Origin of the sequence: Naumannella halotolerans (genome assembly GCF_004364645.1) — a bacterium.
In the GTDB taxonomy this organism is placed as follows: Bacteria; Actinomycetota; Actinomycetes; order Propionibacteriales; family Propionibacteriaceae; genus Naumannella; species Naumannella halotolerans.
The window spans coordinates 857080-870789 of the sequence record NZ_SOAW01000001.1 but is presented as its reverse complement, the minus strand read 5'-3'; the positions used below and the strand labels follow the sequence as shown (position 1 = coordinate 870789).

The window sequence follows — 13710 nt, the reverse complement described above, 5'->3', positions numbered from 1 at the left end:
GCAGCGCTCGGGCGGTCCGGAGTGCTCGGCGGTCAGGTCGCCGCCCGTACCTTGGCGATCGCATTGCGTACCCGTTTGGCCGAGACCGGCATCCGGGTGCCGAGGCTCTGGGCGAACAGGCTCACCCGCAGTTCCTCCAGCTGCCAGCCGATCTCGATCACCTCCGGCCGCAATGGGCCGTCGGGCTGGGCGGCGACGAGTTCGGCGTAGGCATTCTCCAGCGGCCAGATCTCGTCGATCCCCCGCTGGTCCCGGGTCGCCGAACCGGGCAAGGAGTCCAACCGCAACGCGGCCGCCCGCAGATAACGCGGGAGTTGGCTCAGCTGGGGTTCCTCGGTGGCAGCGATGAACCCGTCGAAGATCAGGTTCTCCACCTGCTCGGCGACATCGGCCAGGGCCTCATCCGAAGCCGGCAGCCTGCTCATCGCCTGCTGCACCTGGGCATGGGCACGTACGGTATCGGCGGCCACGGTGACGATCCGTGCGGTCTCCGGTGCGGCATCGGCGCGTACCCGCTCGCGCAGTCGGTCGAATGCGGCCCGATCCCGTACCCCTGCCGGGTCACCGTCCCGGCGGGCCAGTCCGGACACGGCGCGGAGACGGGCGTCGGCGATCAGGGCCGACAGCGAAGGATACGGCGATCCGGCCAGGGTCAGCTTGTCGGTGTTCGACAGCCTGGAGATCACCCAGTTGGTCGGGTCGGGCGTGGTCAGCACCAGCAGGCGCGCGATCGCTCGTCGATGCTCGATCTCGGCCCGGGACCGGTCGGCGTGGATCCGCAGTCCGACCGTCGGGCCCTCGTCGACCAATCCGGGGAAACCGTGCGCCTCCCCCTTGCTCACCTCGGTCGGGATCGGCTCGAAGGTCCAGGTGTTCTGCCCTGTCACCAGCGACTCGGCGGTATCGCTCAACTCGGCGGTCAACGATTCCCCAGCGGTGGTGCCCAACTGGCGTTGCAGTGCCACCAGGTCCTCCCCGACGGCCACCTCGGTGCCGTCGGGGTCGAGCACCCGGAACCGGATCCGCAACCGGTCCGGGATCCGGTCGGGGTCGAAGTCGGCGGCACCGACCGGTGCCGCCAGCCGGGTCAGGGCCCGCGCCATGGCCGAGGCGAAGGAGCACGTCGACGGGTCGAGCCGCAGGCTCTCGATCTCGGTCAGGGCGCGGCGAGCATGATCGGGAGCGGGTACGAAGTTGGTCCGCAGGGGCTTCGGCAAGCTCTTGATCATGGCCACCGCGAGTTCCTGGCGGAGCCCCGGGACCTGCCAACCGAACGGATCGGGTGAGAGCCGGTGGAGAACGGTCAGCGGTACGTCGACGGTCACCCCGTCATGACCGGCACCGGGTTCGAAGACATAGGCGATGGGCAGTTCGAGATCGTCGACCTGCCAGTCGGAGGGGAACTGGGCCAGACCGTCGGACTGGTCATCGACCAGATCGGCCAGCTCGAAGTGCAACGCCTCCGGGTCGTCGGCCTTCTTCAGCCAGGTCTGCAGATGGCCCAGGGAGGTCACCTCCTGACCGAGTCTGCGGTCGTAGAGCCCGAAGATCACCTCGTCGTCGATCAGCTCCGGGCGCCGCAACCTGGTGGCGAGTTCCTCGGCCTCGGCGCGCACGGCCCGGTTGTGCTCGAAGAAGTCGAGGCGGGTACGCAGTTGTTCCTCGACCAGACCGGCACGGATGAAGATCTCCCTGGCCTCGGCGGTGTTGATCTTGCCGTAGGGAACCATCCGGTCGTTGCGGATCGGCACGCCCAGCAGGCTGACCCGTTCCCGGGCCAGCACCGCACCACTGCGGGTGGAGAAGTAGGGCTCGGAGTGGGTACGGGTGAGCAGATGTGCCCCGACTGTCTCGATCTGGTCGGCGCTGACTGCGGCGACGGTGCGCGCCCACAGCCGCCCGGTCTCCACCAGCTCGGCCGCCATCACCAGCTCGGGAGGCGTCCGGGCCAGTGCCGAACCGGGATTGATCGCGAACTTCGCCCCTCGCGTGCCCAGGTACTCCTGCAGTCCGGGACGCCTTCCCCGCGCGGGTTTGCGTTCGGCGACCTCGGCCAGGCCGATCTGCGAGAGCAGACCGCTGAGCAGGGCTGCGTGCACCTCATCGGGGGCAGCGGGCCGCGAGTTCAGGGTCAGTCCGAGCTCGGAGCAGATCTGTTTCAGCTGACCGTGCAGGTCCTGCCACTCCCGGATCCGCAGGAAGTGCAGGAACTCGTCGCGACACATCCGCCGAAAACCGTTGCCCGACAGCGATCCCTGGCGCCGCTGCAGGTACTCCCACAGATACACCCAGGCGAGGAAGTCACTGCGTGGCCCGTCGGCCCCCTCGGCATCGGCATCGGGGGTCCAGAACCGGCGATGGAGTTCATCGGCCCGGGCCCGCTCCTCGGTCGGCCGCTCCCGGGGGTCGACGATGGACAGTCCCGCCACGATGATCAGCACCTCACGCAGGCAGCCGCCACGATCGGCGGCCAACAGCATCCGGCCGAGCCGCGGGTCGATCGGCATCCTGGCCAATCGGCGGCCGATCTCGGACAGTCTGACCGTCGAGCGTCCCGGTTTGTCCCGCAGGGCACCGAGTTCGTGCAGCAGGCGCAGACCGTCGCCGATCGCTCGGCTGTCCGGGGCCTCGACGAACGGGAAGGAGGAGATCTCCCCCAGCCCGGCATCGGCCATCTTCAAGATCACCGACGCCAGGTTGGTGCGCAACATCTCCGGTTCGGTGAACTCCGGTCGGGAGTCGAAGTCCTCGGCACTGTAGAGCCGGATGCAGATGCCCGGACTGGTCCGTCCGCTGCGCCCGGCGCGCTGGTTGGCCGAGGCCTGGGAGATCGGTTCGATCGGTAGGCGCTGGACCTTGGTCCGGGTCGAGTAGCGCGAGATCCGGGCCGTCCCCGGGTCGATCACGTACTTGATCCCGGGAACGGTCAGGGAGGTCTCGGCGATGTTCGTGGCCAGGACGATCCGGCGGCCGCTGTGCGCGGAGAAGATCTTGTGCTGTTCGGCCGCCGACAGGCGGGAGAACAGCGGCAGCACCTCGGTCCGCGGCAGTTTCATCGCGGTCAACGCCTCGGCGGTGTCGCGGATCTCGCGTTCGCCGGAGAGGAAGATCAGGATGTCGCCGTCACCCTCGGTGGACAGCTCGGTGACCGCATCGCCGATCGCGGCGATCGGGTCGACCTCACCGTCGGTGACCTCCGGGGGCCGGTACCGGATCTCCACCGGGTACGTCCGCCCGGGGACCTCGATCACCGGCGCATCGTCGAAATGCGCGGAGAAGCGCTGGGTGTCGATCGTGGCCGAGGTGATGATCACCCGCAGCTCCGGTCGCCGGGGCAGCAACTGCTTCAGGTATCCGAGCAGGAAGTCGATGTTCAGGCTGCGTTCGTGTGCCTCGTCGATGATGATCGTGTCGTAGGCACGAAGATCACGATCATGGGTGATCTCGGCCAGCAGGACACCATCGGTCATGATCTTCAACCGGGTGTTGCGGCCTGCCCGCCGCTGGAATCGCACCTGATACCCGACCAGATCCCCCAACTCGGTACGGGTCTCGGCCGCGACCCGCTCGGCGACCGATCGGGCCGCGATCCGCCGTGGCTGGGTGTGGGCGATGTTGCGCCGGCCGGCCGCCAGGCAGATCTTCGGCAGCTGCGTGGTCTTGCCCGAACCGGTCTCCCCGGCGATCACCAGCACCTGATGGGTCTGCAGGGCGTGGGCGATGTCGCCTGCCCTGGCGCTGACCGGCAGCTGCGGGTCCGGGGTCAACAGCGGGGTCTCGGGGGTGGTGCTCATGACCCGCCCAGCGTACGCGCTGCGGCCCGCACGCCGACGATCCGGCTGCGGTGGGTCCGTCGGCTGAGGAGGTTCAGCGCCGTGCGTGCCGCACCAGGGCCAGCGGCGCCTCGGCGTGCGCCATCACGGCCCGGATCGTGCCGCCGGGCGACAGCCCGGGAACGCCGATGCCCTGGACTCCCAGCACCAGCAGGTCGACCTCGCGGGTACGGGCGAGCAACTCGTCGACCGGATGGCTGCGTTCCACCCGTACCTCGACCGGCACCTCGGGATATTGCTCGAGGAACGGAGCCAACAGTTCCGCAGCACCCCGGCGGGCCGATTCGGTCTGTTCCGCGGCCCGTTTCGCCACCTGCGCCTCATCGGCGAAGAACGGTCGCGACACCTCGAAGGCATGCACCGCGAGCACCCCGGCCTTGCGTCGCACTGCCTCGGTGAAGGCGTAGGCAAGTGCCTCGCGGGAGCGTTCGGTGTTGTCGATGCCGACGCCCACCAAGTGCTTGTCCCCGGTCCTCGACGGGTTGGTGGCGGCCGAGACCATGATCATCGGACACTGCGAGGCGCTGGCCAGGCTGACACTGGTGGAGCCGACGAACAACCGTTCCAGACCGCTCTTGGCCCGTCGGCCGACGACCACTGTCCAGGCGTTCTCGCTGAGGCGGGCCATCACCACCGACGGGTTGCCGAGGAACACCTCCGAGCGCACCCGGTCGGCGGGCATACCGTGCTCGATGGCGTAGTCCCGGGAGTGCTCGACCACCTCCGTACCTGCCTCGGCGAGCACGCTCGGGTCGTAACTCACTCCCCAGGCCCCGACCAGGATCGAGTCGTCGACGGCATGCACGATCAACAGCTCACGGTCCCACAGACGGGCCTCGCGCAGTGCGTACATGACCGCCCGCAGGCTGTCCTCGGAGCCGTCCACGCCGACCACCACCGCGCCGTTGACGATCTCGTCGTCACCGGTCCGGGACCTGTCCGGGGTCGACTCGGTGGGCATGGCTGGCTCCTATGACTCTTCGAAGGTGGTGCGACCGCGCAACTTGGTCGCCAGTTCGGTGTCCAGGCTGTCGGCCACCGAACCGAGGTGGCGCACTGCCTGCTGCAGATGGGCCCGGACGAAGGGATGTGCCAGCACGGTCATGGTGGCGAAGACCCGGTCCCGGATCAGGATGAACTTCACTCCGCGCGCTTCGGTGTTCAGGTCGTTCAGGACTTCCATCGCCCGCGAGCGGCCCTCCACGTCGTGGACGACGGAGGCGAAGAGCTTCACCTCCCGGGCGTTGTCCGAGGCACGCAGGAAGAGCATGGTCGAGCCGATGCGGATCGCGAAGTCGCCCTCGGAGTCGCGCACCGGGGGGTGCCCGAACATGTCCTCGAGTTCCTCGGCGACCATGTCGTCGAGGTGCTCGAAGTTCACCGGGACGATCGCCACCACGTCCTCGAGGTCGAATTCGGTGCTCCCGCCGAGCTCACGTCGCGGGGTGAGGATCTCGGCGAGCTGATCGGGGGCGAGGAAGACCGGATGCATGATGCCGTAGACATCACGCAGCGCAGCGACGGAGACCTCGGCCAACTGCCGCGACCGCTCCTGCTCCATCTCCACCCAGAAGTTCGCCGTGGGATTCTGGCCGTCGCTGCTCGGCGGGCGCCACCCGAGCTCCTCCATGGCGGCCAGTTCGGCAGGCGTGAGCTGGAAGTGTTCACCCAGCAGCGCATTGCTTGCCGCCTCGGCCCGGACCGTGTCGCGGTCGAGTGAGTGGAAGCGGACGAAGGGGACCTCGTCGGCGTCATTGACCGCCACACTGCTGATCACCAGATCAGCGGTGTCGTCGATCATCGAGATCACCTCGGCAAGCCGATCGGTGAACGCGTCCCAGGATTGTTGGGTGCTGCGATCGAGATCGAAATCGTCATAGTCGCCCACGCGTCGAACCTAGCGCACTCGTCGGCGAAACGCTGCCACCCGCGGCGGCGGAAAGAGCACAGGTTTCTGCGCATCGACACCGCCGCTCAGTCGGCACCGGCCAGTGCCCGAACCACCGCCGAGGGCGAGGGACGGCCGAGAACGCCTGCCAGCTGCTCGCTGAGCCTGACCAGCCGATCCAGGTCGACACCTGTCCGCAGACCCAGGCCGTCGCAGAACCAGACGAGGTCCTCGGTGGCCAGATTGCCCGTGGCCGATTGGGCGTACGGACAGCCTCCGAGACCCCCGGCGGAGGCGTCGAAGGTACGTACCTGCTCACCGAGGCCGGCTTGCACATTCGACACGGCCTGACCGTAGGTGTCGTGGAAGTGCAGCGCGATCCGGTCCACCTCGACCCCGGCCTCGACCACCGCCCGTACCAACCGGACCACCACCCCGGCCGTCGCCACCCCGATGGTGTCCCCGAGGCTGACCTCGTCACAGCCGAGCCGGATCAGCTGCGCGGCCAGTTCGGCCACCCGGGCCGGATCCGTCGGCCCCTCCCAGGGGTCACCCCAGCACATCGAGAGGTAGCCCCGGACCGGAAGGCCTCGGCGCTTGGCCTCGGTGATCACCGGGCTCGCCATGGCCAGCACTCCGGCCAGATCGGAGTTCCAGTTGCGCTGGGCGAAGGATTCGGTGGCGGAGGCGAACACCGCGATGCTCCGCGCTCCCGCGGCCAGCGCCCGATCGAGACCGCGCTGGTTCGGTACGAGTACGGGAAGATCGACCCCGGATTGCGCGACCGGCTCGAGCTGGGCCAGGACCTGAGCCGCATCGGCCAACTGCGGCACCCACTTCGGCGAGACGAAAGAGGTCGCCTCGATGGTGCGCAGACCGGCGGCGGCCAACTGACCGATCATGTCCACCTTGGTCTGGGTGGGAACGATCGTCGGTTCGATCTGCAGCCCGTCGCGGGCCGACACCTCGACGATCCGGATCGAATCGGTCTGTACACCCGGTAGCCGGGCCCGCCCTCCGGCCGGCGCGCGCGTCCCGGCCCCGGAAAGGGTTCGATCACCCCGGCCGGCAGTGGCCCGGGAGGTTCCAGCGGTGGCGTCGTCGACCATGGACCGCAGCGTACTCACCGTCGGCGCCAAGCTGTCCGGACCGGTACCCGGCACTGCTGCGCGGAACGGCCTGCTGCGACCCTGCCGCGCGGGGATTGGTCAGGGTAGCGTTGGCTCCATGAAGCTGACGCCGGCCCTCACCGAGGCCTTCAACGACCAGATCACCCTCGAGTTCGAGGCATCCATCGCCTACCGGCAGATGGCGATCGAGCTGGAGATCCGGGACCTGCCCGGGATGGCTGCCTGGTTGCGCCACCAGGCGGACGAGGAGATCGTCCACGCCAACAAGTTCATCGACCACGTCGCCGACCGGGACAACCATCCGCAGATCGGGGCGGTGTCCGCGCCGAAGCTGGACGTCAACTCGGTGCTGGACGTCTTCAAGGCAGCCGTCGCCCACGAGGAGAAGGTCTCGGAGTCGATCCGGAATCTGTGCCGTCTGTGTGCCGACGCCGGTGACCTGGATTCGCGCCCGCTGCTCGACTGGTTCCTGGCCGAGCAGATCGAGGAGGAGGCGACGGTCCGGGAGATCATCGGGCGGATCGAGATGAACAACGACGACGGCCCGGGCCTGTTGCGGCTGGACGAGGAGTTGGGGCGCCGCCCGGCGGGCACCACCGAGGACTGACCTGGACGGGCCCGGCAGGCGCTCGGGGCCGATGCCTGCGATCGGCTCAGTCGTCTGCCGGGGCCCGCAGTGTCTCGATCTCGGCGGCGAAGTCGTCCACGGAGTCGAACTGCCGGTAGACGCTGGCGAATCGCAGATAGGCGACCTGGTCGAGATCTCGCAAGGGACCGAGGATCGCCAGGCCGACGTCGTCGGCCTTCACCTCGGCCTGCCCGGATGCGCGCAGGGCAGCCTCCACCGCCGCTCCCAGCCGAGCCAGGTCCTCCTCGTCGACCGGCCGACCCTTGCAGGCTTTGCGGACTCCGCTGATGACCTTCTCGCGGTTGAACGGTTCGACCACACCGGAGCGTTTGCGTACCCCGATCTGGATCTGCTCGACGGTACTGAACCGTCGGTCACAGTGGGGGCACTGCCGCCGCCGACGAATGCTGGCACCGTCCTCGGCGGTCCGCGAGTCCAGCACCCGCGAATCGGGGTACTGGCAGTACGGACAGTGCATCGTCGTCTCCTCGGGTGCTGCGTCACGACACGCCCGGGGCGGGCGCGACGTCCGGGCGGATTCTAGGTCAGGTTGCGGACCAGTGTGTAACCGACCAGTACGGCAGCGATGAGTGCCGGCCCGTACCTGCTGAGTTGCCGACGCAACCCAGACCAACCCGGAGGGCGAGGCAGTGGTCGGCGCAATTCGATCAACCAGACCAGCCCCAGCAACCCGAGCGCGATCAGGCCGACGAAGACCAGCGGATTCCAGGCGAATGCCCCGGTCAGATCGAACTCCAGGAGGGCCGCACCCATGCGGGTCGCGCCACAGAATGGGCATTCCCAGCCCGTCAGGAGTTTGAACCAGCACGGAATCCCGACCCCGAAAGCGGCGTAGACCGCGCTCAGACCGACCCCGACGGCACCGAACACCGCCAGCTGGGTCAGCCCGCGCCGGGCAAGCAGGACATGCTCCGGGCGCCCGGCGACGGTTCGCTGGTGGGTGAACACCACCCCAGTATGGTCCTGACAGGTGGAACCACGAACCCCTAGACTCCGGCTAGCCCAATCCATAGGAGCGAGATGAGCACGCAGAACCCGGACGACCGGGCCGAGAATCCCGAACAGAACGAGGGCGACCAGACGCCGCCGGGGGCCTACGGTCAGTCGCCGGCGTACGGACCACCATCGGGTGGGTACGGCAACAGCGACCAGGATCAGACCCTCGGTCAAGGGTACGGATCACCCCAGCAGGAACAGGGTGGCGCGCCGAGCTATGGCCAGCCCGAACAGACCCCCGGTTACGGCTCCCCCAGCTATGGCAGCGCGGACAGCAGCCAGCAGGGCTACGGCTCCCCCAGCTACGGCCAACCCGAACAAACCCCCGGTTACGGCTCCCCCAGCTACGGTCAGCCCGAACAGACCCCCGGCTACGGGGCCCCCAGCTACGGCTCGTCCTCCTACGGTCAGGACCAGTCCAGCCCCGGCTCGGCTGGTCAACCCGAGCAGACCCCCGGTTACGGAACCCCCAGCTACGGCTCGCCCTCCTACGGTCAGGACCGGTCCAGCCCCGGCTCGGCCGGTCAACCCGAACAGACCCCCGGTTACGGAACCCCCAGCTACGGCTCGCCCTCCTACGGCCAGGACCAGTCCAGCCCCGGCTCGGCCGGTCAACCCGAGAGCGGAGCGGGTGCGTACGGATCATCCAGCTATGGACAGTCGGACCCGAGCAGCTTCGGTCAGCCCGGCCAGGATGATGGTGGCCAGCAACCGACCTATGGTCAGGGCGATTACGGCCAGCAACAGAGCTACGGCCAGAGCGACTACGGCCAGCAACAGAACTACGGCCAGAGCGACTACGGCCAGCAACAGAACTACGGCCAGGGCGACTACGGCCAGCAACAGAACTACGGCCAGGGCGACTACGGCCAGCAACAGGCCTACGGCCAGGGCGACTACGGCCAGCAACAGGCCTACGGCCAGGGCGACTACGGCCAGCAACAGAACTACGGTGAACCGGCCTATGGCGCACCGGGCAGCTATCGACAGGACCCGAATGCCGGCTACGGCGGTTATCCCGCCGCCTACGGCGCCGCTGCCGGGCAGCCTGCCGGTGATCCGCAGGACCTGAGCAAGCCGTGGTACGGCATCGGCTTCGGTGACGCGCTGAGCCGCTGGACGAAGAAGATGTTCGTCTTCGACGGCCGTGCCAGCCGCAGCGAGTTCTGGTGGGTGGCCCTGGCTGTCTGGGGTGCCTACTGGGTGCTCGGGATCCTCATCTCGATCATCGGCAGCAGCACCGGATCGGTGTCCCTTGACGGCGGATACTCGGCATCGGGATGGCCCACCTTCGTCAGCTCCCTGCTGTACCTAGGCGCGGTGGTGACGACCTTGGGCGTCGGTGCTCGCCGACTCCATGATGCGAACCTGAGCGGTCTGTGGCAGCTTCTCCACATCGGGATCTTCCTCTGCGGCCTCGGGCCGATCGTCCTGATCATCCTCTGGGCGCTGAACTCGAAGCCCGAGGGTGCCCGGTTCGACCGGTGACCTGATTCGGCAGCAAGTACCGAAACGAGCGAGGCCGTGACCAATGGGTCGCGGCCTCGCTGGCGCTCATTCACTGCGGCGGCGTCCCTCTCTCGGCGCGCACTGACTCTTCACCGCCACGCGGACTCCTCACTACCATGCGGACTCCTCGTTGTCGGCGAGTCATCGGCATGGGCAGTCGCGCCGCTCGCCCACGGCCGACGTGGTGGGACGCGCATCCAGCATCCATTAGCCTCGTGGCCTCGCGCGCGGCAGACCGCAGCCGACCGCAGGACGAGGACCCACCGCGGCTCAGCGCAGGTAGGCCGGAGAGGTGAGGATCTCCCCGATGGTCATCCCGATGCAGACCATCGCGACCAGGACGATCAACCCGATCAGACCCATCACCAGCACCTGTCCACGGACGGTCAACTGCCATCCGCTGCTGCTGACGGCAGCAACGGACGGACCGACCGTGCAGCCGCGCGCCGACACCTTCGGTGCCCGGACGACCGGTCGCGCATGCGGCCCGGACCGGCGGCGCCGACGTACCGGACGCGGCGTCACCGGGGCGGACGGTGAGACGGCGGTCCGCACCGACGGCCCACCGACCGTCTGCTCGGCAACAGCTGTCGACACACCCTTGGACGTACCGGCAGCCGTGACGTCCCGCCGATCCGAACTGGGCAGCGATGCCTCGGGGCACGGATTGCCGCGCATCAGGTCGGCCAGCGGAATGCGCATCAGCTGGTTGAACTCCCCTCCCTGCACCCGGTCAGCGAGTTCGACCACCCGAAGGTCGGGAGCAGTCCGACGGGGACGGGTGAGGAGCACGTCGGACGACGGAATCTCGAGAATGCTGGCTGCCATGATGACCTCCGTGGGAAGTGGTCCGTGCGGTTGATTCCAATCACCCGACCGGACTCGAACATCTGTTCGATACATTTCTAGCCGTCCCCGCCGACAAGAGCAAGGACATTTCGCACAAATGTTCGAAACATGTCTTCTGTCCGACCTCTCGGTCGAGCACGAGCACACTCAAACACCGAGCTCTGACACTCGTTCCAGACCCCCGGTGTCACCGGCCCTGATGGTGGCGGTCGGCGCCGGCTCCCCGCGGGCCGCGACCCGTCATGGAGGGACCCGAGGGTGACACCGTCCACACACCGTTGCCGACCCGGGATCCGGTTCTGCTGCAGATCGGGCTGCTCCTCGGCCAGCTCGTCCACCGCCCCGGGAGGTCGACGATCTGAGGCAATCTCCTCGACACGCTCGAACAGTTGTTTGAATCCGGCTTCAGGTGTCCTAGCCTTCGGGACATGGCAGGCTCCACCTCCCGGCGCGCGGGACGACCGACCTCGGCAGCGATCGCCGACCAACTCGGCACCGATCCGGACGGGCAGCTCGACGCCGACGGCCTCACCCCGCGGCAGCGGAAGATTCTCGAGGTCGTCCAGGAGTCGGTCACCCGACGCGGATACCCGCCGAGCATCCGGGAGATGGGACAGGCAGTCGGCCTGGCCTCATCCTCGTCGGTGGCGCATCAGCTGAAGGTGCTGGAGAACAAGGGCTTCCTGCGGCGGGACCCGAACCGTCCCCGGGCGCTCGAGGTGCTGCTGCCCGGCACCGATGCCGAGGAACTGGACGTGACCGGGATCGCTGACGCGATGCCGGAGCCGGTCTCGGTACCGATCGTCGGCCGGATCGCGGCCGGCGGGCCGATCCTGGCCGAGGAACGCGTCGAGGACGTGTTCCCACTGCCCCGTCAACTGGTCGGCGAGGGAACCCTGTTCCTGCTGCAGGTCTCCGGTGACTCGATGATCGATGCGGCGATCTGTGACGGGGACTTCGTCGCCGTCCGCCAGCAGCCCGATGCGGTCAACGGCGACATCGTGGCCGCACTGCTCGACGACGAGGCCACGGTGAAGACCTTCAAACGCCGTGACGGCAAGGTCTGGCTGATGCCGCACAATCCGGCCTACGAGCCGATCGACGGCACCCATGCCTCGATCCTCGGCAAGGTCGTCGCCGTGCTGCGCCGGGTCTGAGCCGGACCGTCCGCAGCGTCTACTGCGGCGTGTGCCGAGGGTCCGTACCGGCAACCAGGTGGTCTCCGAGCGGACAGTCAGTCGTTTACCCCCTCCGTCCTGATGACCGGATCGTTCCGCATCGTGACTTGGGGGTGACTGGCAGGGTGGGCGTGGGCGACCGATGATGGACGGGTGAACCATCGCACAGACACTGCCCTACTGGTCATCGACGTTCAGGAGTCGTTTCGCCAGAGGAGATCCGAATGGAGGGCCATGTGCCCGGAGGAGACCTTGGCGAACATCTCCAGAGTGGTGGACTGGGCGCGTGTCCGCGCTGACCTGATCGTGTGGATCACCCACTCCGAACCGAACTCGGGAACGGTCTTCGACCCGGCCCGCGGGTTCGTCCAGGTCGTGACCGAACTCGGGCCGGCTTCCGCTGAGCCTCAGGTGACCAAGACCTCGGTCAACTCGTTCACCACAACGTGCCTACAACAGTTGCTGGTTCAACGGGGAATCCGCCGATTGGTGATCACCGGTGTCCGGACCGAACAGTGCTGTGAAACGACGGCCAGGTTGGCTTCCGACCTCGGGTTTGAAGTCACCTTCGTCCTCGATGCAACGACCACCTCCGATTTGGTCGACGACCGGTACGGCATCGTGGGCCGAACGGAACTGATCCGAAGGACCGGTGCAATCCTGCAGCAACGAGGATTTGCCGAGGTACTGAACACCGAGGACCTGTTGCGACTGGAGCACGGTGACTGACCAGCTCCTGAAGGGAGCGCCAGCGACCATCACAGTCGTGTTCGTCCTGACGCCCGGGCTCGTGTTGCTTGATCTAGCCGGGCCGGCCCAGGTCTTCCAGTCGGCCAACGCTGCCGGTGCGGACTACCGGGTGGTGCACGTCGCCAGCTCCCCGACGGTCAGATCCGACCAGGGAGTCGATCTTGCGGCCACCGATGAATGGCCGCCCTTGGGTGCCGCGGACCTGATCATCGTTCCGGGTCGAGCCACGGCGGCCAGAACCACCAACCCCGCTGCCCTTTCAGCCGAGGCGTTGGTCAGACTTCGGGAGCACCACCGATCAGGTGGGACCATAGCCAGTGTTTGCTCCGGCGCCTTCGATCTCGGACAGGCGGGACTTCTCGATCACCGTCGATGCACCACCCACCACGAGCTGCAGGATGAGCTCGCACGGACCCATCCATCGGCAGAGGTAGTACGCGACGTGCTCTTCACCGTCGATGATCGGGTGATCACCTCTGCCGGCATTGCCAGTGGAATCGATCTTGCGCTCCACCTGGTCGCTGTTGCTCATGGCCCGTCGGTCGCCGCAGCAGCCGCGCGCGACATGGTGGTCTACACCCGGCGGAATGGCCGAGACCCACAACTGAGCCCGCTGCTGATCCATCGCAACCACATGGATGATCTCGTGCACCGCGTACAGGATCGGATCGAGTACGAATTGGACCGAACACTGCCCCTGCGGATTCTGGCCAGTGCCGAAGCGACCAGCGAGCGAACGCTGACCCGGGCGTTCGTGGCTGCCACCGGCACCACCCCACTGCGTTACCAACAGACGCTGAGGCTGGAACATGCCCAGAGCCTGATCGCCCGAGGAGTCTCCATCGACAGTGCCGCCCGGCAGGTCGGCTTCGCCGATGCCCGGATGTTGCGCCGGCTACGGTCAGCCGAGCGACAGCGGCCGGATTGA

The 13710-nt window shown here is 67.6% G+C and carries 12 protein-coding genes and 1 pseudogene; 6 read left to right on the top strand and 7 right to left on the bottom strand.

The features are described from left to right. Positions 1–32: 32 nt before the first annotated feature. The 4 genes from hrpA to CLV29_RS04055 all read right to left on the bottom strand — a co-directional run bounded on the left by hrpA (position 33) and on the right by CLV29_RS04055 (position 6830). Positions 33–3794 carry an ATP-dependent RNA helicase HrpA gene (gene hrpA / locus CLV29_RS04070; protein WP_133753760.1) on the bottom strand — a complete coding sequence of 1254 codons (3762 nt, stop codon included), beginning with the start codon at positions 3792–3794 and terminating at the stop codon, positions 33–35. 73 nt (positions 3795–3867) lie between these two features. Continuing rightward, the gene (locus CLV29_RS04065) at positions 3868–4794 is read right to left on the bottom strand and encodes a universal stress protein (protein ID WP_133753759.1); all 927 of its coding nucleotides are present in this window, start codon (positions 4792–4794) and stop codon (positions 3868–3870) included. Positions 4795–4803: 9 nt separating this feature from the next. Further along, positions 4804–5721: a T3SS (YopN, CesT) and YbjN peptide-binding chaperone 1 gene (locus CLV29_RS04060; protein ID WP_243831710.1), complete on the bottom strand. Its 918-nt coding sequence runs from the start codon at positions 5719–5721 to the stop codon at positions 4804–4806. Positions 5722–5807: 86 nt separating this feature from the next. Next, positions 5808–6830 (bottom strand): hydroxymethylglutaryl-CoA lyase, encoded by a 1023-nt coding sequence (locus CLV29_RS04055; RefSeq protein ID WP_133753758.1) that lies wholly within the window; start codon positions 6828–6830, stop codon positions 5808–5810. A 118-nt stretch (positions 6831–6948) separates the two neighbouring features. Here CLV29_RS04055 and CLV29_RS04050 point away from each other — a divergent pair, with 118 nt between their 5' ends. Then, positions 6949–7458, top strand: a complete 510-nt coding sequence (locus tag CLV29_RS04050; protein WP_133753757.1) for a ferritin — start codon at positions 6949–6951, stop codon at positions 7456–7458. Positions 7459–7504: 46 nt separating this feature from the next. On the opposite strand, the gene nrdR is transcribed toward CLV29_RS04050, so the two are convergent. Further along, positions 7505–7957 carry a transcriptional regulator NrdR gene (gene nrdR, locus CLV29_RS04045; RefSeq protein ID WP_133753756.1) on the bottom strand — a complete coding sequence of 151 codons (453 nt, stop codon included), beginning with the start codon at positions 7955–7957 and terminating at the stop codon, positions 7505–7507. 62 nt (positions 7958–8019) lie between these two features. Beyond that, a complete protein-coding gene (locus CLV29_RS04040) occupies positions 8020–8448 on the bottom strand; it encodes a DUF2752 domain-containing protein (RefSeq protein ID WP_166649120.1) in 429 nt (142 codons plus the stop codon). Positions 8449–8520: 72 nt separating this feature from the next. Between CLV29_RS04040 and CLV29_RS16680 the strand changes: the two genes are divergently transcribed. After that, positions 8521–9984, top strand: a complete 1464-nt coding sequence (locus CLV29_RS16680) for a DUF805 domain-containing protein (protein WP_133753754.1) — start codon at positions 8521–8523, stop codon at positions 9982–9984. A gap of 291 nt (positions 9985–10275) precedes the next feature. Here CLV29_RS16680 and CLV29_RS04030 read toward each other — a convergent pair whose 3' ends face one another. Continuing rightward, entirely contained in the window at positions 10276–10833 is a 558-nt protein-coding gene (locus CLV29_RS04030) for a hypothetical protein (RefSeq protein WP_133753753.1), read from the bottom strand. Between the two features lie 449 nt (positions 10834–11282). Here CLV29_RS04030 and lexA point away from each other — a divergent pair, with 449 nt between their 5' ends. The 4 genes and pseudogenes from lexA (at position 11283) to CLV29_RS16670 (ending at position 13710) form a co-directional block, all read left to right on the top strand. After that, the gene (gene lexA / locus CLV29_RS04025) at positions 11283–12011 is read left to right on the top strand and encodes a transcriptional repressor LexA (RefSeq protein ID WP_133753752.1); all 729 of its coding nucleotides are present in this window, start codon (positions 11283–11285) and stop codon (positions 12009–12011) included. Between the two features lie 174 nt (positions 12012–12185). After that, complete coding sequence (locus tag CLV29_RS04020; RefSeq protein ID WP_133753751.1) at positions 12186–12761, top strand: cysteine hydrolase family protein; 576 nt, start codon at positions 12186–12188, stop codon at positions 12759–12761. Beyond that, positions 12754–13242: pseudogene (locus CLV29_RS16675) on the top strand (DJ-1/PfpI family protein); the annotation flags it as partial. The gene CLV29_RS04020 and the pseudogene CLV29_RS16675, both read left to right, overlap by 8 nt. Positions 13243–13428: 186 nt before the next feature. Further along, the gene (locus CLV29_RS16670; RefSeq protein ID WP_243831862.1) at positions 13429–13710 is read left to right on the top strand and encodes a helix-turn-helix domain-containing protein; all 282 of its coding nucleotides are present in this window, start codon (positions 13429–13431) and stop codon (positions 13708–13710) included.